Genomic DNA, 24,832 nt, shown 5'->3' on the forward strand with positions numbered 1-24,832 from the left:
ATAACCGTTTTACAAGCAAAAAAAGACCAACCCCATTCATCGGGATTGGTCTTGGATGTAACCTGTCTGCTCTTAGATCCGGAACGAATACGAAGCATAACGCTCCGCATTGTCAATCGCCTGCCACACGTCCGTCGTTTCTGCTCCCGGATACCAATAGGCATACCCGGCAATTCGGTATTTGGCGGCCATGAGATGTTTCCATGACAGGGAGCGGGAATCCTCGGTCCATATGCGATGCTGGATGCCTCTGCTGCTATAAGCTGCTTCATATTGCGCCACGCTGGCATTCCAAGTTAAGGAAGCCCGGGTCAGACGGATGCGATGTCCCTGTTCAATCAAACTGATATCCGACGAGGACACCGATGAAGCAATCTGCCAATCCCTCGTATAGAGCGGATACGCAATGATGCTCTTCTTAGCCGGCACTTGGGTCAGCAGCTTGCTCAGCGCGGATTCGCTCCATGGCAGCGAGGATACGGAGCCTGCTTTCGGCGAACCGCCCCAGTGCTGATCATAACTCATGAGCACCATATAGTCCACTTGACTCCCAAGCGCCGCATAATCGAAGGCAGCCGTCCAATCCGTATTCAGATCAGGTGAAACATCAATGGATAACTTGGCTCCAAGCCGTTTCATTTCCATGGATAACTGCGTGATGAAGGCCGTCAGATTCTGCCTGTCCTCAGGCATGACGTTTTCAAAATCGATATTGATCCCATCCAATCGGTAGCGGGATACGCTCGCAGCGATGCTGTCTACGACAGACTTCCGGGACTGCGGACTGCTTAGAACCTGGTGGGTTCCTTCCGCATTCGCGCGGTTGCCCACCATAGCCCACACCTGCCGGCCATTGTTATGTGCCCAATTCAGCAGCTCGATGTCGGTGCTGTCCGACAGCTTCCCGTTAGACTCCATGTAATACCACCGCGGCACCAGCACATTCAACCCGGCCCGTTTGGCATAGGAGATATATTGCTTGGTCGAGCCATTGTACAACCAGCCCATATGAATATTCGCAGCCGGCTGGCTGTCGATCATGGATTTCACGTTTCCCGATTGAAGGACCCTGTCCAGCAGCATCGCCGTTTCTTCCCTGGTGATCGGGTCCAGCGGTCTGAATTGGCCTTGGCTTCCTTGCAGCCAGCCTGTATTCGTCGCTTGGCCGACCGCACGCCAAGCCCATGCCGCGATCGATTCCGAATCCGTATAGTAGCCGGCGGTATATCCGTTATCGTATCCAATATCCTTCATGGCACGAATAACGATGACCGCGGCTTCCTGTCTTGTTATCGAAGCATTCGGAAAGAACTTGTAGCCGTTCCCCTCCACGATGGATAAATTAAGGCCTGCATGAACCCAGCCGTAGTACCAAGCTGAACGGGATACGTCCTGAAAGGCGGGCAGATCGTTCGGAACAGGCTCCATGTTCAGCATTCTGGCAACCATAGCGATAAATTCGGCCCGCGTAACCGGATTTCGCGGCAAAAAAGCTCCTGTGCCATCCCCGCTTACGATGCCTCGCTTGGCCAGACGGTAAATCGCGTCTTTTGCAAAGCTGGACGAAATATCGTGAAAAGCGGTCGGGCTAGGAGCTTGAGCTGCTGATGCCTGAAGGGGGCTTATAAACGCTGTAAAAGACAAAAGGAAACAAAGTGACAGGATATATTTCTTCAAAGGGGCGCCTCGATTCTATCATCTGATATTCTCAGCATATCAGATGATGATAGAATCAGGCATTATGCATTTCTTGGCAATGTGGGCAACGGTTAAGGATTTAACAAGTTAAAACGACCGCGCCTATACCTTCGACTACAAGGGAATCCCGGCTCAATCCCTTCACATGCTCTTCGCCAAACAGAACCTTCCAGTCGCCCAGCTTGGGTATCGTCAGGGAGGACGGTTTGCGTCCGGCATAATAGAGCACATAGATATTCTCTGCCGGGTCGCCGCCCGCATGATCGCGAAGCGTGAAAGCAACGGTATGCTCCGGGCACGGCTCGAAATGAAGATGCTTGCGGATCGACGCTGCATCCCTCATTCTGAACGCCGGATGATTCCTGCGCAGCTGAACGAGCCGCTGGATGTACTTCACCCCGTCCTGGTGTTCCGATGCCATTCCCCAATCAAGCCGGTTCACCTCATCGCTGGCATTGTAGCTGTTCTCCACACCGTTCTTGGAGCGATAATACTCTTGGCCGGCGTGCAGGAAAGGAATGCCTTGGCTGGTAAGAATCATGGCCGATGACAGCCGGTGCATATCGCGGCGAACGGCATCCGACTCCCCATCCGTAGACAGCATGATTTTATCCCAAAGGGTATGGTTATCATGACACTCCACATAATTCACGCACTGATCCGGCTCGGAAGCAAACGCCTTGATATCTTGGGAATACGGAATGCCGCCCACGATGCCTTGCTTCACCTTGTTTTGATATCCGACGCCGCCGCTCACAAAGCCTTTATAATCAAAATGAAAGATATCCCCTTTAACTGCATCACGGAAACCATCGTTAAAGTGCGCGATTCGCGGCATCAAGGCCGCTTGCTGCTGATTCGCCCGTTTCTTCTCGTCCAGCTCGGTATTCATGACCCAGCCTTCGCCGATCGTCATGATGGAAGGATCGATTTCGTCCAGGCGCGCACGGATTTCATTCATCGTCTGCACATCCAGCAATCCCATCAGGTCAAAGCGGAAACCGTCCACCCGATACTCCTTCACCCAATGCAGGACGGATTCCACAATGAACTTCCGCATCATCGGACGCTCGGATGCCGTGTCATTGCCGCATCCGGATCCGTTGGAGAATTTGCCGTCTTTCGTGTAGCGGAGATAATATCCCGGCACCAGTTTCGTGAAGTTGACCAAATACCCGTCATAAACGTGGTTATACACCACGTCCATGATGACCCGCAGGCCATGTTCATGGAAGGTCTGAATCAGCTCCTTCAATTCACGGATCCGAATCTCCGGCACATACGGATCGGTAGCATACGAGCCTTCAGGAGCATTATAGTTCTTCGGGTCGTACCCCCAGTTGTACTGAGGCTCATGCAGCCTGGTCTCATCCACGCTTTCCGTGGCAAAATCATAAATCGGCAGTAGTTCCACGTGCGTGGCCCCAAGCTCCACGATATGATCAAGTCCTGTACGAATCCCTCCCGGCCCCCGGGTACCCGTCTCCGTCAGGCCTTTAAACTTGCCCTTAAACTCCACTCCGCTGTCCGGATGAATGGTGTAATCACGAACATGCAGTTCATAGATAACGGCATCCAGCGGGCTTTGGAACGGAGGTTTCTCGTCTGTCCAACGCTCGGGATCGGTCCCTGCCATATCCACGATGTAAGCCCGATCGCCATTGACGCCTACGGCTGCCGCGTAGGGATCGACTGCTTCATTCCATTGATCCCCGATCAGCACCTGGTAGGTGTAAAACATCCCATGAAGATTCTCTTCTACTTTCAGCAGCCAGGTTCCCTTCACGTCGCGCGTCATCGGGAAACGCCGGGCTTCTGACGTCTGCCAATCCGCGTACAGCAGCACGTAGGCCTCGCTGGCCGTGGGTGCCCACAGGCGAAACTTGGACTCTTGGGTTTGGTAGGTTAACCCCAGGTCGGTTCCGTCATAATAAAACAGCTTGTCAAATTCCTTATCAAAAACGGAGACGCCCCCGGTTACCGCGGGATCCCCGTAGTGAATAACAGCGTTGCTTTCTTTTTGTACCGACAAGATGTTCACTCCTCATTTAGGCTTCCGGTCAAGTTGCAGTCCTTCCACTTCTTCTTTTGTAATGGTACGGTTTCCGTAGCGGGCTTCCTCATACAGCTCGATCAAGGACTGCGGAATGCGATCCTTCCGTCCGTCCCATTCCTTAAGATCGTTTTCGGTCTCCCGCGGTGTAAATGACGCTTTCCAATTATAGCCTTCCCTGATGCTTCGGGAAAGTATCAAACGATACATTTGGCGGATTTTCTCATTGAGAAACTCCGAGCCCTCTCCTTCCCGATGCCTTCCGCCGATACGCACGCCGGACAACAGCCGTCGCAGCCGCTTGGATGCCGGGTCATGCTCTATATTCTCCACTTCGTCCTCATAGCCCAGTTGGGGCTGGACGTTCTGCCTGTTCATCATCCTGTTCATCCACGCGGAGAATTTTCTGTAGAGGCTGGGCAGCACTTTGCCAAACCGGAACAGAACGTATAGCATACCGATCCCGATCACGGTGAATACGCCATAAATCAGCACTTGCTCCAGGACTTTCATCCATTGGCTAGGCGGCTTGGTTTCTTCATCGAGATACGGCATCTCGGGAGGAGGCTCCGACATTGAAGGAGGCTCCGGCGCTTGCTCTGCACCCGAACTGAACCACCCGGAGATCCAGGCAGCGATCCCCCTCGCCATATCGGAGACCCACTGCTGCAGCTGCGGAAGAAAAGCGACCAGCGCAATAAGGATCAGCAAAAGGATGATAAACCAGCGATTGTAGCGCAGCACGCGCCGTTCCAGCACGGGCTGGTCATTGCCCGGCAGCGTTTCGTCCAGCACGTATTGCCGGTTGACGATCAGCAGGGTCAATCCTAACGCAGCCGCTCCCATCCAGGTCAGAGACGATATTCCGCCGCGGAAGGAGTCCGTGAAACTGAGAAAAAAACTGCTGACCCCGTACAGAATCAACCCGATCAGAAAGTATGTTCCCGGGAACATCAAATTCCAGTTCACCTGCTCCATTCGGCTTCCGCGAATACTGGCAATAAACAACAGCGGGATCACGTAAGCAAGGATGATATCAACCCCTACAAAGGCAACGGATACAGCAACGGATACCAGGCAAGACCATACGAAAGCTTTGAACTGACGATCCATGTTGAACCAATGTGCACCTGCGTAGCCCAGGACGTACCCGCCTAAGACCAGGGCGGGCCATATCCATCGGTACGATTCAGGCAGCAGATAGAATGCCGGGATGAAGAGCACCGGGAAATACAATACGCACTCCACCAATCCCTGCAAAAAAGCCCTTATAAATCCGGGTCCTCGACTGGTCATGCGGACACCTCCTTCGCGGAAGACGGCACGTCGCGGAGAAGGAATACCTGGATCGTGTGCCCATTATCCCGGAATCGCTGAAACATCTCTTCCAGCCTGGGACTGACGTAAGTGCTCAGAATGAGGATATCTTTAGCTTCTTCATGCCGCGACAGCTCATGGGCCAAATAATCATGAAAAGAAAGCCGGCGGGTCAGCTCCAGTCTGGCCAGCATTTCGAATATCAGCTCCTGCTGCATCATGCCGCCTGCAACCGGAACGAATGCTTCATCGCTTGAATCCTCGCCAAGGGTTCCATTGGTCCCCATCCCGATCTCCATGCCCAGTGACAATAAATGCGCCGTAATGCCGGCAGCCAGGCGGATGCCATACTCAATCGCCTCCGGCCGCGTTGCCTTGCTCCACATCTGCTCATGATCTTCAATATTCAAATAGATGAAGAGCCGGCTGTCCGCGGTCGTATCCCGCCTGTGAACCTGCAGGCTTCCCGTCCGTGCAGTCGCTTTCCATTGGATATCCTTCAGCGGATCACCGTCCCGATATTCGCGAACGCCCGATATCAGGAATGGATCCTCCATGATCCATCTTCGGACCAGCATCTCCCCCATCCAGGTCTGAACCGGCAGCTCCATGTCCGACGCATCCATCGGCATCGGATACACGATAATTCCGCCGGACAGGGTCTTGCTCTGGACAACCGATTCCATGCCGACCAGATCCCCTGTCGTCATCGATACCGTTCCCAGCTTGTACAAACCTCTTCGTTTCGCGGTAATCCGATGCCTTCGAAGAATCTTGGTCCAAGGCAGCAGACTGAAGAAGCTCTTATGGTTCTGATTGTATTGCCCCTCGCTGATGTCCAGGTTCAATTGGTTATCGAACGCCAGGCCCGAGCGGAACTGAGATTCTACCCGAAGCCAGGGCACCGGCAGCGCTTTACGGTTCTCGATGATTTCGATCAATTCCACGGAATCTCCCTCATAGCAGGTCGATACCTTGAAGGAACGGCTGTAGTTCAGCTTTTGGAGTGCCGTCCGTTTGAAAATCTTGCCCTGCACGACCACAACCACCGCAGCGATCAACAATATCCAGTAGGCTCCCATCGCCATCGCCCCCTACGACGAAATGCCTTCTTCTGTCGGCACGGCAACCTGCTGCAGCAATCGTTCGATCACTTCTTCCGAGGCGGTCGCGCCGCCGCGGTTGTGGAGCGTCCCCCGCAGCTTCAAGCGGTGCGCCCACGTCGGCACGGCCAGCTCCTTCACGTCATCAGGCGTAACGAACTCTCTCCCGTTCAGGACGGCCTGTACCTGCACCGCCTTCAATAATGCCTGGCAGCCCCTCGGGCTTACGCCAGAGGCGACGGCTTCATCCCGTCTCGAATGCTCGGAAAGTTCGACTATATAAGCCAACATCTCATCGCTGACATGTACTTTGCTGACGATATGCCTGGCTTGTACGATGCGGTCGGACGCTGCGATGGCCGTCAGGGATTCCAGCGGCTGTTCGTCTTTGAAGCGCTTCAAAATATTCACGCTTTCCTCCGAGGTAGGATACCCCATGTTCAGTTTGAATAAAAAGCGGTCCAGCTGTGCCTCCGGCAGCGGAAACGTTCCTTGCTGCTCCAGCGGGTTCTGCGTGGCGATGACCAGAAACGGTTCTTTCAGTTGATGGGTTACTCCGTCGATGCTGATCTGGCGCTCCTCCATGCACTCGAGCAGACTGGACTGCGTACGAGGCGTCGCTCTGTTGATTTCATCGGCGAGCAGGATATTGGTGAACAGCGGACCGGGACGGAATTCAAACGTCGCGGACTGTTGATTATAGAAATAAATGCCGCTCAGATCGGACGGCAGCAAATCCGGCGTAAACTGTACTCGCTTAAACGTGCAATCAATCGACCTGGAGATGGATTTGGCCAACAGCGTCTTCCCGGTTCCCGGAACATCTTCCAGCAGTACATGTCCCGATGTGACCATGGCAATAAACAATCTGTCAATCAGCTGCTCCTTGCCTACCATAACTTTGGAAACGTTTGCCCGAATGTCGTCGGCAAGACGGCGGACGTCATGATAATCTGTAATGATTGTAACCACCCCTTATGTAGTTTAACTTAACAACAAAGTTCGTCACGCCATCCCATAATTCCTGTTATTCGGGACAAAATAAGACCGATTAGCCAAGTTTGGCCAAGCCTTCACTGACCAGGGCGCGCCTCTTCCAATAACGCCAAGAAGCCGTCCAAGGACGGCTCCCGGGGAATCACCCTCAGTAGGGGATACTCATCCCGTGTTGTATTAGCCGATAAAATGAAGCCCATATTATTCTGACGGCCTGTTTTCCTCGGCGGAATCCGAGCCGCTTTCCGGAATCAACAGTTTAGCCAGCTCCGATTCCGCCTGCTCTCGGCTGTCGATCCGGATGTCGATATAATGCTTGACCTCAGGCGCTTTTGCATAAAACGGTTCTAGAGAGGCAACCCATTTCTTATAGTCCGGGTGCCCGCGGAAGCCGATCAGGTGATCCTTAATGCCGCTCCAGCGGACAAGGAATATATATTCATCCCGGTTCTCCACGCACTTGTGAAGTTCATGGCCTACATACCCCTTTTTGGATAACAATACGCCGGAAGCCTCCCGAAAGGCACTTTCGAATTCGCTTGCCAGCCCAGGTTTAATATAAAGAATGGCTGATTCCAGTATCATAACGTTCCCCCTCTTTCGACATCGATCCGATCAACGGTAAGGCAGCGCTTCAGGCTTCGCAGCACCAGGCTATGAAAACAAGTAGGTGCAGTCAAGTATATGCTGGTATAATGAGAAGAATGAATATACGAATGAGGATGAGACTAACATGGCATTCGGCATCTCGAAGCAGGAATTACAGCAATGGAAACAGAAAGTCGCCAAAGGCGATATCGCGTTTTTAACCCATTATTGGTACGATAAGCGGTTTCCGGAGTTTCATACCGTAACCAAAGTAGGCTGCTCGGATATTCAGCGCCTGAAGGACTGGTGCATATCCAATGGATTAAATCCGCAGTATATCCATCACCGCCAGCCATACCCGCATTTTGACCTGATCGGTCCCAAGCAAACGGAATTGCTGCACAAATATAAACTCGAAGATCATATCACGAGATTCGGTCTGTCATAACGTCTAGTCTCTCGACTTGAATTCAAGGTGACAGTCCGCTGATAGCACAGAAAACCCGCCTTGATCCACGGTATCGCTCCTTACATTCCGTGCCCGATCAGGCGGGTTCTTTAGTTATCATGTCATGGCCTGGACCATGCGAATATTCCAGCCTGACTCATAACATTATGTTACGGCTTGGCTTGTCATCTTTTTCAGCGTTTTATGGATCCAGATCGCAGCCGTTGCGCCTTCCCCCATCGCTACAGTCGTTAATTCGGAATGGACGCCAAGGTCGCCTGCAGCCCACAGCAGTTCGACACTTGTCATTTTGGATCGGGGATCGGTCTTCACATGCCGGTTGTGCTCCAGTTCCGCCCCCAACTGCTCGGCCAATTCGGAATAGATCATGTTCCCGCCAAAGGATATGAAACCGCGCTCCGCGCGTATGATGCTGCCGTCTTCCAGCACGACAGCCGATAGGATGCCCCCTTCCTCCTGAATTTCGGTTACTCTTTTCTCTATATACGGAATCCCAAGATTCGCTAACTGCGTCATGTTCTCGGACGAAGCCGGCTGTCCCTCATGGTTGACATAGATGATTTCCTTCGCCCGCTCGGATAACAAAATGGCCATACTGGCACCGGGATCCCCCGATCCCAGCACAACGGTTTTTCGATCCTGAATTTCATATCCATCGCAATCGGGACATACAAAAACGGATGTGCCCAGCGTAGACATCAGGCCCGGCAGCTTGGGAAAGCGGTCCATCAAGCCTGTTGCAAGCAGCATGCTTTTTGCCCTGTACCTGGTTCCGTCTTTACCGGTTAACACAAAACACTTCGCTTCATCCCGTTCGGCCTTCCGTATATCATCGGCTGCAAACGCAACGCCCACGGCCTCCGCCTGCTTCCGCCCTCGCTGTCTGAGCTCTTCACCGGACACCCCTTCCGGCCATCCTAGTATGTTGCGGTAGCTCTTGCAGATGGTGGAACGCCCCGTTCCCCGGTCGATGACCAGTACATCGTAGGCCGAATACCGTCCCAGTTGTATAGCTGCCTGCAGACCTGCAATTCCGCCGCCAACAATAATGCAATCTTTCACGTCGCTGTCCATCATGTAGGTTTATCCACTCATTTCTGTATCGAATTAAGAGCTAAAAACTCTTGTGATCAACGCATGCTTCCCGAATAGAGATACACCCTAATATTTAACCAATCCGATGCGATTTACTCCTGATCAATCAAATAACCCCCGGCACATCATGCCGAGGGCTATTCAATAAGGCCTTTACAGGAGAAACTGTCCTGCTAATGCGCCAATGATGACAACAAGCCACGGGGGACTCTTCCAGAACATCAGCATCCCGAACAGTCCTGCGCCGATCACAAATTCAAGCGGACCGTGGATGGAGGAAGTCCATATGGGATGGTACAAAGCGGCCAGCAGAATTCCGACCACAGCCGCGTTCATGCCTGTCAGCATGCCCTGCAGCTTCGGGCTTCTTCTGATGCCGTTCCAGAATGGCATGGCTCCTACCATGAGCAGAAATCCGGGCAGAAAGATGGCAAGCGTAGCAACGATGCCACCGGGTATTCCCTGAATCAGGACCCCAAGATAAGCGGCAAATGTAAACAACGGGCCAGGAACCGCTTGTGTCGCCCCGTAACCGGTTAGAAAATCCTCTTTAGACATCCATCCGTTCAGTACCGTCTCGCTCTCCAGCAGCGGAAGAACAACATGCCCTCCGCCGAATACAAGCGATCCGGCACGGTAGAAGCTGTCCACAATGGCTACCCATCCATTATCGGTTATTCCTTTAAGGAGCGGGAGACCTACCAACAGAACGACAAACGCTCCCAGGCAAAAGAGTCCGGCTCTCCGTCCGATCGGCATTTTCATATCGGGTGTTGACTCTTCGTTTGCTTGACGCTTGAACAGCCACAATCCCGATAAGCCGGCTAGAGCGATCACCGTCACTTGAGACACGGGACTCTGCCACAGCAACACGACGGCCATGGCGATTAACGCTACAGCCGCCCGGACAGGGCCTGAGGCCAGCTTCCCTGCCATTCCGAGCACCGCTTGCGCTACGATGGCTACCGCGACGATTTTAAGTCCCTGAATCCAGCCTGCCGAGCCGGGATCGAAGGTCTGCATCAGATAGGCAAAAATCATAAGCATGAGCACGGACGGCAGCGTGAAGCCGAGCCAAGCGACAAGTCCGCCCCAGAGTCCGGCTCTCATAACCCCAACGCCAATGCCTACCTGGCTGCTGGCAGGTCCGGGAAGGAACTGGGCCAAGGCCACCAGATCCGCGTAGCTTTTCTCATCCAGCCATTGTTTCCGCCGTACATAGGTCTGGTGGAAGTATCCGAGATGGGCAATCGGCCCGCCAAATGAAGTAAGTCCCAGCTGCAGAGCAGTCCACCAGGTTTCGCCGAGCGCACGCCACCTTCCGGACGGTTGTCTGTTGCCAACTTGAGACTGTGTTTGCTCTTTATCTGTCTGTAGATTCAAGATACCATCGCTCCCCGTTTGCTTGGTGTAATGTGATAGAACTCTTAACCCGTTCAGTCTTAAGTATATAGATCATCTTTATCAAATTTCAGAGTATACCATATTCTCATGATCAATCTACCCATTTATGTAAACGCAATGTAAATTTTTCAGACTTGAATGCTTCGCGTGAATGTCCGCACATGCATTAAAAAAAGAGCGATCCAACTGGAGTATCTCCATGGATCGCTCTTCATATCGTTCTAATAGCATGATGCATCACCAGATGCTGACTTCTGCAGCTTTAAGCCTCCGTCTTCGTTTCGTCCGGAACGGACAGATAACCTGGCTTCGCTGCCCCAAAACCAAAGATGAACAACACCACGACAACGGCGGACAGCACCGTCAGAGGCACCTTCCACCCTCCCGTTGCGTCATGCAGGAACCCGATCAGCATCGGACCGACGGCAGCCAGCAAATAACCCAACGACTGGGCCATGCCCGATAACGCGGCGGCTTCGTGGGCTGTTTTGGTACGAAGGGTGAAGAACATCAGGGACAAACTGAAATTCGCCCCGCCCGAAATCCCTACCAGCATCACCCATAGGAGATTCAACGAAGACATGCCGGATAACAAACCGGCATAACCGATCAGCATGGACAATGCAGAGATCGTTACCAGTACGCGCTGGTTCGGATTCCGGCCGGCCAGGACTGGAATGATGAAGGAAAATGGCAGGCTGACAAATTGGAGAATCGAGAGCATCCATCCTGCGGCACCGTAATCCATGCCTTGGCTTCTCAGAATCTCGGGCAGCCATGAGATGTTCACGTAGAACGTAAATGATTGAAGCCCCATAAATAAAGTAATATACCAAGCAAGCGGCGACTTCAGCACGCTCTGCTGCTTTCCGGCTGCCGAACTGATCTCAGCGGTTTTTCCGGAACTGCGGCGCTGGATCAGCCATACGATCATCGCCAATATGGACAAGGATCCCCAAATTAACAGGGAGCCCTGCCAACCAAGCCCGGCTTGGGTAGCCAGCGGAATGCTCACCCCCGATGCAATCGCGGCGAGCAGGTTCATCGAGGCGGAGTAGGTGCCTGTCATCAAACCGATATGGCGCGGGAAGTCCCGCTTGACCAGACTCGGGAGCAGCACGTTCCCTACGGCTATGGCCATCCCTAGGAATGCGGTACCTATCAACAGCGTATAGGGAGACGATATCGAGCGTATGCCGATGCCGAAAGTCAGCACGACCATACTCAGCAGAAGGGTCGTCTCCAGTCCCCATTTTTTGGCCATGGCCGGCGCCATCGGCGACAGTAAAGCAAAGGCTAATAGCGGCAGCGTTGTCAGCATGCCTGCCAATGTGTTTGAAATTCCCGTATCCTCACGAATGATTCCGATCAGCGGACCTACCGAAGTAATCGCCGCCCTGAGGTTAATGGCAATAAGGATGATGCCTGCAAAGATCAACCATGTGCGCCCTGTGGAATTGGTGTTTGGATCTTTCGATGTTCTTGATGTCATGACATGGACTCCTTACTTTTCATGCGATATGTAAAAATAAACTTATCCGAGTTTATCACAAACCCGGACTTTAGGCCATAGCCCCGGGAGGTCAACATCCTGGCGGCATGTCATGTAATAACGCATGGACGCACCGAAGAGCCCTACACAACCGGGCTCCAGGCATACACGGATAATTTTTGGACATCGCGAATCAATTCATTATACCGGTTCAGGATATCCTCGGTTGAAGCATGGCGGAACTGCTCAAAGATCCCCATGCACCGCAACATCCCGTTATCGCTTTTGATTCTGATCGAATACTCGAGACTGTCCAGGATATAGGATAAACCGCGATTTTGCTGTTTGGCATTCAAATAGTATATCCCTAATTCGGCGAGAAGGCGGGTGTAACGGTTTATTGTGACCTGATCGCTTATCTTTCCAAGCTCATTTTGCTGCGATCTATAATGCAAATGCTCTTTAAAACGGTCCAAAATCGGATCAACATGAAGTTGATAACGATTGGCTGCGACCATGATATTGCATAGAGCAAGAAAGATCTCATGTTCTCTCGATTCAACGTAATCTACATACTGATGTAGGGCACCTGGTTGTCCGCTCATTAAACTAAACATATAGCGATTTGCTTCAGCCCATTCTTTGAATTGATTCATAATGAGGGATTCTTCATTACTGGCGTTAGTTATCCAGTCTGGTTTTTCATACAAGGATACGTAGTAGAATGCATTATCGTAATCCCCACGCTCTTGATATAAATATGCCTGAATTAAATATGAATACAAAATATAAAAAATAAGGGGCTTCCTTGGATTTCCACTTCCCTCGAACCAGCTCCTATTTTGCTGATAATGAATTCTGGCATGATGTTCCATTCTTTTGGCAAGAGCTTCGATTTTATCCATACGCTGCAAAGATATATTCAGATTAATAAGCTTAACATACGCATCCAACTGATACATTTCATCCAACCTATCAATATAAGGCTCGAAATATACGGCAGCTTGTAAATTTTCCTCTTGGTTCTCACCTAACCTGATTAAGAATAATCGATATTGGCAAAGTGCTAACCGTTCGGAATACTGCAATTTTTCGCATTCGGCTACGCATTCGTATAATAACGCAGCCGCTTTATACTTTTCCTCGATGAACAATTCTTCTGCCATTTCGAAAAGCATTGGTACGTAATTGATATTTTCCAACGTCATTCGTGCAGTTCTATGCAAACAGTCCAATTTATCCAGTTCAGCACATCGCTTAAGAAAAGGCCTCAGTCTCCGCCAATCCGGAGTGGTGTGGAAAATACTTTCCGTTATGTAAAGATTGTAGAAGTGCCCCTCTTCCAGACCCATTCCTTCGGTAATCCGGTCTAACTGGTGCATGGACATGGGACGATTACCATTCAAGATATTACTAAGTGTTCCGCTGTTGATGCCGGATATCCTCGCAAACTGGTTAATCGTCATACGATGATTCTGCAAATATCTTACTATTTCTCCGCGAATCGTGGCTGTCGTCTCCAAGTAACCACACCCCCAGATGGAAAACCAAATATTAGTTTTGTAATTAATTAATTTCATGCTATTATTTTACATTCTTTAGGTCAATAGTAGATGAACTGAACATACCTAAAATATTTCTATAAGATACAATAAAAGACGCCTCCGAGGAATCGGAAGCATCTTACTATGGCCCACCTATTCGAGTTTAAGATAATTATGAACCGCCAGATCCAAATCCATGAGTTAAAGTTGAAAATACCGCTATTTGTTCGTTATTGTCAGCATGAATCGTTAAAGCTGGAACTGCAAATGTCCAAACGATACTAAACATAACTAATAGAGAAACCAATTTTTTTCTCATTTAATTTTTGCACCTCGCTAACTAAATTAGTATACCTTTTTTGTGATTCTAATGATGAAAAATGACGATACTGTTCGAATAACCCCATGCATCTTAGCATGCCAGTGTTACTATTAATTGTAATGGAACTTCCCAAACTTTCCAATATAAATTCTATTCCTTTATCATATTGTTCCGAATTTATATAGTAGATCCCTAATTCGGCCAATAAACGCGTATGTCTCTCTAATGTTACTTGATTACTAACTTTGCCTATTCGATTTCGTTGTTGCTTATAGATTAAATAATCATTGTAATCTTCCAAAATATGATCTACCTGAAATTTATGTCGATTGGCCGCTATCATTATGTTACACAAAGCCACAAAAATCTCGTCTTCGCGAGTCGAGACGAATTCCATATACTCAGAAAGGACTTCAGCTTGCCCGACCATTAACTGGTACACATATTTGTTTGCAACTGCCCACTCTTTAAACTGGTTAATAATTTGTAGTTCTTCATTATTAGCGTTATTACCCCATGAAGGATCAGCATATTGTGATACATAATATAGTGCCTTTTCGTATTCTCCACGCTCACTGTAGCTATATTCTAATGATAAATGTCCGTATAGTATATAAAAAATAAGTGGATTCTTCCTCTTTACTTCAATATGATTTTTTGTCTCAATATACTTAAACTCAATCATTGCTTTATGCAGCATTAGCTCAGCGAATTCCTCAACTTTATCCCAACGATGAATAGATCCATTTACATTGATCAAATCAACTAGCGCATCCAATTGATAAACTTCATCTAAACGATCAATATAAGGTTCGAAGTATACTGCTGCCCGCGAATTCATTTCCTGATCATCCGTAAGCCCGAGCGTAAACAACCGGTACTGACAAAGGGCCAGCCGCTCCGAATGCTGGAATCTTTCGCTCTCAGCCACACTCCTGTAGAGCAGCACGGCCGCCTCATGCTTTCCCTCTTTGAAAAAAAGCTCGGCTGTTTCAAAGAGCAGCGGGGAGTAAGAAATATTATCCATCGTCATTCGGACAGCCTTGTCCAAACAATCCAGCTTCCCCAGTTCCGCGCACCTGTGAAGAAACGGTCCCAATCGACGCCAATCCGGCGTAGCATGAAAAATACACTCATCTATGTACAACTCGTAGAAATAACCCTCTTCCAGACCCATGCCTGACGTAATTCGGTCCAGTTGCTGCATGGAAATCGGGCGGTTCCCATTCAGAATGTTGCTGAGTGTGCCGCTGTTGACCTCCGATATTTCAGCAAACCGATTAATCGTCATTTCGTTCTTATGTAGAAACTCTTCCATTTGTTCGCGAATCGTGGCTGTCATTTCCAAGCTAACACCACCCTCCAGGATCAGAACCCAAATATTAGTATATTTCTCTATACAGTAATCATATTAATTAATATTCCAGCGGTCAATACTTATTTACGTCATTTTTTTACATAAAATACCCAATAAGATTTAAAAATCCCAATTTCCTTGTAAATCCTATTCTATTTATATATCGTCAAATGAAATGACACGATGAGAAAAAGCGCTCCGAAATTTTCGGAAGCGCTTTTTTTGATGAATTCTATGAAGAACTTTCTAATCAATCTTCAGTCCAAAAATTCCTTGTCTTGAAGTAAAATTTTACCCCAGCACCAAACGATCATCGGACAGCTTATGGCCGCTAATCTGCTCAAATTCCCCAAGCAGCTGCTCCACCGTCAGGGATTTCTTGCGCTCTTCGTCCACATCCAGAATGATGCGCCCCTTATCCATCATAATGAGACGATTGCCAAGACGGATGGCTTGCTCCATGTTATGCGTGACCATGAGCGTGGTCAACTTCATGTCGCGTACGATGTCATCGGTTATTCGGGTAATCAGCTCCGCACGAGCCGGATCGAGCGCTGCCGTATGTTCATCGAGCAGCAAGATTTGCGGCTGCGTGAAGGTTGCCATTAGCAAGCTTAGCGCTTGACGTTCTCCTCCCGACAGCATTCCTACTTTGGCTCGGAGCCGATCCTCAAGTCCAATGCCAAGCCGCTCTAGATGTTTGCGGAATCCGGCCCGCTTGGATGCTGTAACGCCTATGCTGAGCCCGCGGGACTGGCCGCGACGATATGCCATCGCCAGATTCTCTTCAATGGTCATATGCGGCGCCGTGCCCGCCATCGGATCCTGAAATACCCGGCCGATCCAACGGCTGCGACGGAATTCCGGCAGATGGCCGATCGAAGTGCCGTCAATGCGCACTTCACCCGCATCCGGCTTCATTACCCCGGAAATGATATTCATTAGCGTGGACTTGCCCGCACCATTACTCCCGATAACCGTCACGAAATCCCCCGACTTCAAGCGAAGATTGATATCCATCAAGGCGATTTTCTCATCCACCGTCCCCGGGTTAAACAGCTTGGACACATGGTTCATTTCCAGCATCAGAGGGCACCTCCTTTGGTCTTCCCTTGCGTAGCTAACAGTTCGGTTGAGCGCCTCCGTGCCTGTGAACGCTGCTTCATCGCCCGGTTGATGGTCGGAACCACGAGAGCGATAATGACGATGATCGCCGTGATCAATTTTAAATCCGAAGCTTCGAGCCATGGAATCTCATAAGCAGCGGCAACGACAATCCGATAGATAATCGAACCGCAGACGACAGCCAGCGTCGTCCGGAATACCGAGCCGGTTCCAAGAACGGCTTCGCCGATAATAACGGATGCCAAACCAATGACAATCATTCCAATACCGGAGCCGATGTCCGCAAAACTGGATTGCTGGGCAACCACTGCTCCGGATAAGGCCACCAGCCCGTTCGAGATGCTGAGTCCCAGAATGGTTGTTGTGTCCGTGTTGGCACCAAAGCTGCGGATCATCCGCTTGTTATCGCCTGTCGCGCGCAGCGCAAGACCAAGATCCGTCCGGAAGAATGCATCCAGCAGCAGCTTGCCGATGATCACAATCACTAACATAATATAAATCGGATCGATCGATCCGAAGATATTCGCTTCCTGGCTCAACGATATATTAGGCTTGCCCATGATCCTCATATTGATCGAATACAGCGCAATCATCATAATAATGCCCGACAGCAAACCGTTGATTTTACCCTTGGTGTGCAGCAGGCCTGTACAGATACCGGCTAACATACCTCCGGCAAATGCGGCAAGCGTGGCAAGCCATGGGTTCACACCGTTGGTAATCAGAATCGCTGCAATCGCTGCGCCTGTCGTAAAACTTCCATCCACCGTCAGATCCGGAAAATCCAGAATCCGGAACGTAATATACACGCCAAGTGCCATCAGCGCATACAGCAGCCCCAATTCAATCGGACCATCCAGCTTCATCACGAAATCCAGCATGTCTTTGACCTCCTTTAGGATTAAGCAAGGCGCGGGCTGTTACCTCCGCGCCTTACCGTTACTCGATGATGTTGTTGTCCGGGTCTTTGACTTCTTGTTTCATGGCGTCGGTCACTTCAATTCCATATTCAGCCGCAGCCTTCGTGTTCAGGATCAGATCCAGTTTATCCGGCTTCGTGATTTCCATGTCTGCCGGATTTTTGCCGTTTTTCAGGATCTCTACGGCCATCTGTCCAACTTGATATCCATGATCGTAGTACTTGAATCCAACCGTTGCAAAAGCTCCCTTCTCCACCGTATCGCGGTCACTGGAAAAGAACGGTATTTTGTTTTTTTGTGCTGTCTGAATAATTGTCTCGACTCCACTTACCACGGTATTATCCAGCGTGATATAAAAGGCATCGACTTTACCGACTAGCGATTCCGCTGCTTGCTTCACTTCCGAAGTATTGGTAACGGCAGCTTTCACAAGCTCGATTCCATGCTCCGAAAGCACCTCTTCTGCCGTGTTGGCCATAACAACCGCATTTGCTTCTCCTTCATCTAAGACCAAACCAATCCTCTTAACATTTGGAAAATGAGTATTTACAAAATTCATCAATTGTTTGGTTGCTTCCGGGTTCGTGTCAGATGCCCCGGTGATGTTGCCCCCTGGTTTCTTCAAATCGCTGACCAGCTTCGCATCGAGCGGATCTGTTACAGCTGCGAACAAGACCGGCTTCTCCTTCACGTTCTGCGCCACAGCCTGTGCCGAATCGGTTGCAATTGCGATCACCAGATCCGCTTTCGTATCCTTCAACTTCTGTCCAATCGAGAGGTTGTTCGCCGGGTCACCTTGTGCATTGTTGTAATCAATCTTCAGCGTTTTGTCATCCTCCGAGATTCCAGCGTCCTTCAATGCTGCCAGAATACCTTCCCGCGTTGCATCCAAGGATGGATGCTCAACGATCTGTGAAATCGCGATGCTGTAGGATTTCTTCTCGGCATCTCCGCCGCTGCCCGTTTGAGTCGTGCCGCCGCCTTCCGGCTTGTCCCCGCAGCCTACTGCCGTAACCAGCAGTGCGGAGAGTGTAAGTGATAACCACATTTTTCTCTTCATCATGAATCCCCTCTCAATTTGTTAACCGTTTTGCTTTCCAAACCATAATTTTCTACATAAAGCGACAACGCTTCCCCGCTTTCATAGACGAAAGCATTAAAGTCAAAAAACAGGTCGTTCCTATTGAACAACGGTCTATTATGAACATTTTATATGTACCCAATTGTATTCGTCAATCAAGATTTTCTATTGGAGGATGCTTTCCATAAAGAACATCCCCGGATCTCATACGTCTCCGGGGATGCCAGTATAACGAAACCATATTTATATAGTAGAAAAAATCTTATAATAACCTCTACAGAATGGAACGGCCCTGCATGGTCGCAAGCCACGCATCTGCCATAAGAGCATGCCCTGCCGGCGATGGATGCACGCCATCGGGCGCCCAATAACTCATCTCAATCTTGGCGCTGGCTGCAGCGAATATGCCGTCAAGCGGAACGTACAAGGTTTCAAATTCGCGCGACAATTCGCGAACGGCCTGAATTTTTGGGTCCAGATCTTCCCGCCACTCCTTCTTCGCTTCCGTAACGGGCAGCAGGAAGGGCTCCATGAGAATGAAACTGGCGCCGGTCAGCTCGCGGGTTTGGATTAGCAGCTCCCTGTAGCCTTCATAATAAGCTTCCACGGACGTGGTTTCGCCGCGATTAAACCTCCTGCCGGTTTCATTGATGCCGACCAGGATGGATACCCATGTCGGATCCAGATCGATGCAATCTTCCTCCCAGCGCCCCCGCAGATCGACGACCCGGTTGCCGCTGATTCCCCGGTTTACAAAACGCAGCCTTTTCAATGGCAGCTCCATACCAAGCCGGGCAGCAGCCATCAGCGCGTATCCATGCCCCAAACTGTCCGACTCCTCGTAATTTCGCCCGCAATCGGTGATGCTGTCGCCTTGAAACAATACGAGTGCATTTTGCTCGATATGTACCATGCTGTTCAACGCCTCCAATAATGAAAGTGTTCACCTGCTCACCCCTTCATCATAACCGCTTTCAAGCATTCGTGAAACCCCTTAAATTCACATATCATGGCAAACTTTCTATACATTTAAGTTGACTATGTGGAATGAATTCACTACAATTCTATAGGTATACGTATGGCTGAATCTTAAAAAGAACAGGTGATTAAATCATGTCAGAGCAACAGAACTATCAGATCCTTCTCTATTATAAATTTGTTCAAATCCCGGACCCTGAAGCGTTCAAAGACGAGCATCTGCAATACTGCAAAGATCTCGGGCTCAAAGGACGCATCCTGGTTGCCTCCGAAGGCATCAATGGTACGGTATCCGGTACGGTTGAACAGACTGAGCAATATATGCAGGATATGCACGCCAATCCGCTATTTGCGGATATGGTGTTTAAGATTGACCCATCCGAAGGGCATGCCTTCAAAAAAATGTTCGTGCGTCACCGCGAAGAACTCGTTACGTTCCGTGTCGAGGATGAACTCGACCCTAACGTGATCAGCGGAAAACGCCTATCGCCCCAGGAATTCTTTGAACACTTGCAGCGTGATGATGTCATCGTCATCGACGGACGGAATGATTATGAGTACGACATCGGTCATTTCCGCAATGCGATAAGACCAGAGGTGCAATCCTTCCGGGAGTTTCCGGAATGGATTCGCGAGAACCTGAGCGAGCACAAGGATAAAACCATCCTGACTTACTGCACAGGGGGCATCCGATGCGAGAAACTGACCGGCTTTATGCTCAAGGAAGGCTTCAAAGACGTTGCCCAGCTTGAGGGCGGCATTGTCACCTACGGGAAAGATCCTGAAGTACAGGGCCGTCTATTCGACGGAAAATGTTATGTGTTTGATGAGCGCATTTCCGTTCCGATCAATCAAACGGACGAGGATGTTATCGTGGGCAAATGCCACCATTGCGGAAAGCCCGAAGATCGGTATATCAACTGCGATAATGACGCTTGCCACCTGCAGCATGTGTGCTGCGAAGAGTGTGAGGAGCTTCATCATGGCTGCTGCTCAGCGGAGTGCGAAGAAATTGTTGCTGCAAGCCACAATGCTTCCTAATCCAATCAAGGCATATATTAATAACCAAACGAAAGGGCAAGACGCGAATCACTCGCGCCTTGCCCTTTTACTATACATTCTCGTCTGCATTCAGACGTATTAAATATCGTGGAAAACAGCCAATTCAGCTTCGATGGCAGCTTTGATCTTCTCGACGCATTCTTCCGTCGTTGCCGCGAATACACGTTTACCATTCACCAGTGCATATGGACGCAGCTTGCATAGACCGCAAAGATTCATGCAATCCGCCCGCAGGACAGCGATTTCGGGATACAATTCCTCAAGATGCTCAAGTTCCAAAGCACTCATCAAGTTGCTGTCGCAAATTTCCACAACAACAATCCCCATCCCCATCTTTATCACCACTATTCATTTGACGATTCGTTCATTCATTATGAGGAAAACGCATGAATTTGTCAAATCGATCGTAGGGGTTGATCAATGGATGAGGGATTCCGCACCATCGATATAAATTTCCGTACCGGTAATATGGGAAGCATCATCCGATGCTAGAAAGGCTACGAGCTGGGCAACCTGTGATGGCTGTCCCGGTCCGTCCGCCAACGGCTGGTCTCCCTCCGGATATTCAATCGGAATCGTCACCTCGTCCAGCTCCGGCTTCGCAATGGTGCTCTCATCAATATTCGTTGCAATCGCGCCTGGGCATATGGCGTTCACCCGGATTTTGTAGCGGGCGAGCTCCAGCGCCGCCATCTTCATGAAAGCCACCTGTCCCGCCTTCGTGGTGCTGTATGCGGAGAAACCAAACCCGGTAAATACCCGGTTTCCGTTTATGGAGCTCGTAATGATGATGCTGCCGCCATGATCCTTTAAATAAGGAATCGCGTATTTTACCGTAGCAAACGTTCCTCTCAAGTTCGTGTTAATGGTAGCATCCCATTCATCCAGCTCCATGATCTCGATCGGAGCCTTGGTCCCATTAATACCGGCATTCGCAAATACGATATCAATCTTTCCCCACTGCTCGGCGGCTTGACTGAAGCAATCCTTCAGCGATTCCGCTTTGGAAATATCGCAGTTGCCCGTGAGCACTTCGCCCCCGCCATTTTCTATGGTCTTCTTCACATTCTCTACGCGTTCACGATCGATGTCGATCAACAGGAGTTTAGCTCCTTGCTCTGCCATAAGAAGGGCTGCGGCCCGGCCGATTCCGGAACCAGCACCGGTAACGATGGCTACTTTACCATCCAAACGTTGATTTGTTGTCATTGCCACAACCTCCTCGTTTAAGTTTTCATGATTATAGATAACCCAACGAGTCCTTGTCTGAATCTTGGCAATCCCGGCCTGCCATGCAGCAAGCAGTAATCAACCATACCCCAGCGGTAATGCTAACCTGATACAAAAAAAAGAAATCGCCCCCCGCCTCATGGTAAACCAACTCACCATTCGAGCCGCAAGAACGATCTCTCTGCATTCATTTCCTATGGAGGATCGGGTCTTCCAGGCCTATCGTTGGAATACCGCAGGTTTAACGCATACCGGCTTGGATTGCGAAACCGTATATCCGGTGAAATCAAGCTTGCCGTCTTCCGGATTCACGTTAAACAATACCAGGTTATTCCCGTCCCGATTGGCAACGATGAGGTATTTCCCCCCCGGCATGAGCGTAAAATGACGCGGATGGCCGCCCTCCGTCGAAATATATTGAACCGGACTTAAACGACCGGTATCTTCATGCACGTTAAATACGACAATGCTGTCGTGTCCGCGATTCGATCCGTATACCGTTTTGCCATCTGCGGATACGGCGATTTCGGCACAATAGCTCTCACCGTCAAAATCCGCAGGCAGTGTCGATACCGTTTCCAGCACCTCTAAACGTCCCGCTTCTTGATCGTAGCGAAGCACCGTGACACTCGAATTCAGCTCGTTGATGACATAAGCATAGGCACCGCTTGGATGGAAAGCCAAATGACGGGGTCCTATGCCCGCGTCCAGCTGGGTTTCGCCGTGAAAGCTCAGCTCTTGCTTATTCTCATTTACCGTGTAGGCGAGAATTTTGTCCAATCCCAAGTCCTGTACGAACACATATCGACCATCCGGACTGTAAAACGCCGAGTGCGCTCTGGATTGCTGATCTTCGCGCACTGTCACTAGATCCGCATGTTTCTTCTCATCCAGCAGTTTGCCGGCTTGTCCATTCTCATCGATCGAATGAAGACCTACCAGGCCTCCATGATAACTCGAAACAATCAGATACTTGCTGGATTCATCACGCTGAATGTGGCAAGTGGAACTGCTGACACTGCGGGTACGATTCATTTCGGTCAGTTTGCCTGCCACAGGGTCAATTTCAAAGCTGATGACCTCGGCTGCTTTGCTGCCTTGATCTGCAATTTCGCCGATGGCATACAAACGTCCGTTATCCGGATCGACGTTCAAGAAAGTGGGATTCTTAATGCCGGATACTTCATCAAGCAGCTTCAGTTCGCCGCTGTCCTCGTTAAATTCATAAACACATACCCCGCTTTGATTATCTTCCGCATACGCACCTGTAAATAGCAGTGTACGCTGTGATGGATTCGCCATAAAATCCGATCTCTCCTCTCGTATATCTATCATTTCATGTCCTATGTAGTGATGCTTTCAGTTACCATGTTAACTTCAACCCTGATGAAAATCAAATGACTTGCCGTTTGCAGCCTGTTTGTCTTTTGCCATACCGGGTATGTATGTATTACATTGACTGAAGGAGGTATTCCCATGAAACAACCGAACAGCGAAGAAGTACGCAATCATCAGGACACGGAGAACGACTCCCAGGAACAACGCGACAAGGTGAAGAACCATCAGGATGTGGAGCCTCAGGCTGAGAATTGGAATCCCCGGGATCTTCCCGATCCAGACGATAAAAATCAATCTAAATCCTAATCGGGCAATAAAAGAAAGGCCGCATGGACACTGCCATGCGGCCTTCTTATATAGGTGAGTCTCTTTGCCTTGGATGATTATCCTTCCAGCAGCAGCGACTCCGGATCTTCGAGGAGCTCTTTCACGGTTACCAGGAAGCGAACCGCCTCGGAACCGTCAACGATCCGATGATCGTAAGACAATGCGATGTACATCATCGGACGATTTTCCATGCGTTCAGCATCAATCGCTACCGGGCGAAGCTGGATTTTGTGCATGCCGAGGATACCCACCTGAGGCGTATTCAGGATCGGCGTAGACAACAGCGAGCCGAAGACGCCGCCATTCGTAATCGTAAACGTACCGCCTTGCAGCTCAGACAAGGACAGCGCGTTATTGCGGGCTTTGGCAGCCAGATTGCCGATTTCCTTCTCAATCTCGGCAAAACCAAGACGATCGGCATCGCGAACGACCGGAACGACAAGCCCTTCTTTGGCGGATACCGCAATACCGATATCATAGAATTTCTTCACGACGATATCGTCGCCGTCGATCTCGGCGTTCAGATGCGGGAATCTCTTCAACGCACCCACGACCGCTTTGGTGAAGAAGGACATGAAACCGAGCCCTACGTCATGCTTCTCTTGGAATGCTTGCTTACGACGCTTGCGCACGTCCAGGATCGCGGTCATATCCACCTCATTGAAGGTCGTCAGCATGGCAGCCGTATGCTGCGCTTCGACCAAACGATTCGCAATCGTTTGACGACGGCGGGACATGCGGGTACGTTCAACCGGTTTGCCATACTCGGCAGCAGGTGCTTGTGCTGCCGGTGCAGGCGTTGAAGCTGCCGGCTTGCTAGGCGCCGCAGACGGTTTAGCTTCGTTATGATTCTTCACATCATCATGGTAAATCCGACCGATCGGGTCGCGGCCCTGTACCTGGTCCAGATCAATCCCGCGTTCACGAGCCAGTTTGCGTGCGGATGGCGATGCAGTCAGACCTGCTCCTTCCTCGTTCTGAGCCGGTACCGGAGCTTGTGGTTTCGGTGCTTCTGCGGCGGGTGCCGAAGCAGCTTCCGTTTGCACGGAGGCAGGAGCTTCAGCTGCCTTCGGCGCCGATGCGCTTGCAACGCCTTCCTGCGGAGAAATTTGACCGATCACTTCGCCGATCGTTACGTTCTCCCCTTCTTGACGAAGGATTTTTTCCACAACGCCTTCAGACTCTGCGCTAATTTCAAGATTAACCTTATCCGTTTCTAACTCGAGCAGCACATCACCGATGTTGATGCTATCCCCTTCTTTTACGTGCCATTTGAATATCGTTCCTTCGGTGATGGATTCGCCCATAGCTGGTACAGTAATTTCGCTCACAG

Annotated in this window: 22 protein-coding genes; 3 read left to right on the top strand and 19 right to left on the bottom strand. The window is 50.1% G+C overall.

All coding sequences use genetic code 11. The features are described from left to right. Positions 1-72: 72 nt before the first annotated feature. The 6 genes from MHH82_RS20285 to MHH82_RS20310 form a co-directional block, all read right to left on the bottom strand. Positions 73-1,677, bottom strand: a complete 1,605-nt coding sequence (locus MHH82_RS20285; RefSeq protein WP_036661484.1) for an S-layer homology domain-containing protein — start codon at positions 1,675-1,677, stop codon at positions 73-75. A 100-nt stretch (positions 1,678-1,777) separates the two neighbouring features. Further along, a complete protein-coding gene (gene pulA, locus MHH82_RS20290) occupies positions 1,778-3,730 on the bottom strand; it encodes a type I pullulanase (RefSeq protein ID WP_015736194.1) in 1,953 nt (650 codons plus the stop codon). A gap of 12 nt (positions 3,731-3,742) precedes the next feature. Then, positions 3,743-5,047 (bottom strand): DUF4129 domain-containing protein, encoded by a 1,305-nt coding sequence (locus tag MHH82_RS20295; RefSeq protein WP_015736195.1) that lies wholly within the window; start codon positions 5,045-5,047, stop codon positions 3,743-3,745. After that, on the bottom strand, positions 5,044-6,150 hold the full coding sequence (locus MHH82_RS20300) for a DUF58 domain-containing protein (RefSeq protein WP_015736196.1): 1,107 nt from the start codon (positions 6,148-6,150) through the stop codon (positions 5,044-5,046). The genes MHH82_RS20295 and MHH82_RS20300 overlap by 4 nt, the downstream gene beginning before the upstream one ends. Before the next feature lie 12 nt (positions 6,151-6,162). Then, positions 6,163-7,143: an AAA family ATPase gene (locus tag MHH82_RS20305; RefSeq protein WP_036661486.1), complete on the bottom strand. Its 981-nt coding sequence runs from the start codon at positions 7,141-7,143 to the stop codon at positions 6,163-6,165. Positions 7,144-7,368: 225 nt separating this feature from the next. Then, positions 7,369-7,752 (bottom strand): antibiotic biosynthesis monooxygenase family protein, encoded by a 384-nt coding sequence (locus tag MHH82_RS20310; RefSeq protein WP_015736198.1) that lies wholly within the window; start codon positions 7,750-7,752, stop codon positions 7,369-7,371. Between the two features lie 148 nt (positions 7,753-7,900). Between MHH82_RS20310 and MHH82_RS20315 the strand changes: the two genes are divergently transcribed. Beyond that, entirely contained in the window at positions 7,901-8,203 is a 303-nt protein-coding gene (locus MHH82_RS20315; protein WP_145037720.1) for a hypothetical protein, read from the top strand. A gap of 165 nt (positions 8,204-8,368) precedes the next feature. Here MHH82_RS20315 and MHH82_RS20320 read toward each other — a convergent pair whose 3' ends face one another. The 9 genes from MHH82_RS20320 to MHH82_RS20360 form a co-directional block, all read right to left on the bottom strand. Continuing rightward, positions 8,369-9,301, bottom strand: coding sequence for an NAD(P)/FAD-dependent oxidoreductase (locus tag MHH82_RS20320; protein WP_145037718.1), 933 nt, complete (start codon positions 9,299-9,301; stop codon positions 8,369-8,371). A 171-nt stretch (positions 9,302-9,472) separates the two neighbouring features. Next, a complete protein-coding gene (locus tag MHH82_RS20325; RefSeq protein WP_251497132.1) occupies positions 9,473-10,702 on the bottom strand; it encodes a chromate transporter in 1,230 nt (409 codons plus the stop codon). Positions 10,703-10,985: 283 nt separating this feature from the next. After that, the gene (locus MHH82_RS20330; RefSeq protein WP_340967669.1) at positions 10,986-12,215 is read right to left on the bottom strand and encodes a CynX/NimT family MFS transporter; all 1,230 of its coding nucleotides are present in this window, start codon (positions 12,213-12,215) and stop codon (positions 10,986-10,988) included. 143 nt (positions 12,216-12,358) lie between these two features. Next, a complete protein-coding gene (locus MHH82_RS20335; RefSeq protein WP_015736203.1) occupies positions 12,359-13,738 on the bottom strand; it encodes a helix-turn-helix domain-containing protein in 1,380 nt (459 codons plus the stop codon). A 302-nt stretch (positions 13,739-14,040) separates the two neighbouring features. Next, positions 14,041-15,429, bottom strand: a complete 1,389-nt coding sequence (locus tag MHH82_RS20340) for a helix-turn-helix domain-containing protein (protein ID WP_015736204.1) — start codon at positions 15,427-15,429, stop codon at positions 14,041-14,043. Positions 15,430-15,729: 300 nt separating this feature from the next. Next, positions 15,730-16,524: an ABC transporter ATP-binding protein gene (locus MHH82_RS20345; protein ID WP_015736205.1), complete on the bottom strand. Its 795-nt coding sequence runs from the start codon at positions 16,522-16,524 to the stop codon at positions 15,730-15,732. Next, a complete protein-coding gene (locus tag MHH82_RS20350) occupies positions 16,524-17,444 on the bottom strand; it encodes an ABC transporter permease (RefSeq protein WP_015736206.1) in 921 nt (306 codons plus the stop codon). The genes MHH82_RS20345 and MHH82_RS20350 overlap by 1 nt, the downstream gene beginning before the upstream one ends. A gap of 58 nt (positions 17,445-17,502) precedes the next feature. Then, positions 17,503-18,543: an ABC transporter substrate-binding protein gene (locus MHH82_RS20355; protein WP_041622025.1), complete on the bottom strand. Its 1,041-nt coding sequence runs from the start codon at positions 18,541-18,543 to the stop codon at positions 17,503-17,505. 295 nt (positions 18,544-18,838) lie between these two features. Then, positions 18,839-19,477 (bottom strand): SGNH/GDSL hydrolase family protein, encoded by a 639-nt coding sequence (locus tag MHH82_RS20360; RefSeq protein WP_015736208.1) that lies wholly within the window; start codon positions 19,475-19,477, stop codon positions 18,839-18,841. 200 nt (positions 19,478-19,677) lie between these two features. On the opposite strand from MHH82_RS20360, the gene trhO reads away from it, so the two are divergent. Continuing rightward, positions 19,678-20,583, top strand: coding sequence for an oxygen-dependent tRNA uridine(34) hydroxylase TrhO (trhO, locus tag MHH82_RS20365; RefSeq protein ID WP_015736209.1), 906 nt, complete (start codon positions 19,678-19,680; stop codon positions 20,581-20,583). Positions 20,584-20,682: 99 nt separating this feature from the next. Here the strand turns inward: trhO and MHH82_RS20370 are convergent, their stop codons facing one another. The 3 genes from MHH82_RS20370 to MHH82_RS20380 all read right to left on the bottom strand — a co-directional run bounded on the left by MHH82_RS20370 (position 20,683) and on the right by MHH82_RS20380 (position 23,136). Next, on the bottom strand, positions 20,683-20,931 hold the full coding sequence (locus tag MHH82_RS20370) for a DUF1450 domain-containing protein (protein WP_015736210.1): 249 nt from the start codon (positions 20,929-20,931) through the stop codon (positions 20,683-20,685). A 90-nt stretch (positions 20,932-21,021) separates the two neighbouring features. Further along, a complete protein-coding gene (locus tag MHH82_RS20375) occupies positions 21,022-21,813 on the bottom strand; it encodes an SDR family oxidoreductase (RefSeq protein ID WP_340967676.1) in 792 nt (263 codons plus the stop codon). A 240-nt stretch (positions 21,814-22,053) separates the two neighbouring features. Further along, positions 22,054-23,136, bottom strand: coding sequence for a lactonase family protein (locus tag MHH82_RS20380; RefSeq protein WP_015736213.1), 1,083 nt, complete (start codon positions 23,134-23,136; stop codon positions 22,054-22,056). Between the two features lie 174 nt (positions 23,137-23,310). Here MHH82_RS20380 and MHH82_RS20385 point away from each other — a divergent pair, with 174 nt between their 5' ends. Then, positions 23,311-23,478, top strand: a complete 168-nt coding sequence (locus tag MHH82_RS20385) for a hypothetical protein (protein ID WP_015736214.1) — start codon at positions 23,311-23,313, stop codon at positions 23,476-23,478. Between the two features lie 77 nt (positions 23,479-23,555). Here the strand turns inward: MHH82_RS20385 and odhB are convergent, their stop codons facing one another. Beyond that, positions 23,556-24,830: a 2-oxoglutarate dehydrogenase complex dihydrolipoyllysine-residue succinyltransferase gene (odhB, locus tag MHH82_RS20390; RefSeq protein ID WP_015736215.1), complete on the bottom strand. Its 1,275-nt coding sequence runs from the start codon at positions 24,828-24,830 to the stop codon at positions 23,556-23,558. Positions 24,831-24,832: the final 2 nt, after the last annotated feature.

This window comes from Bacillus sp. FSL K6-6540, assembly GCF_038007545.1.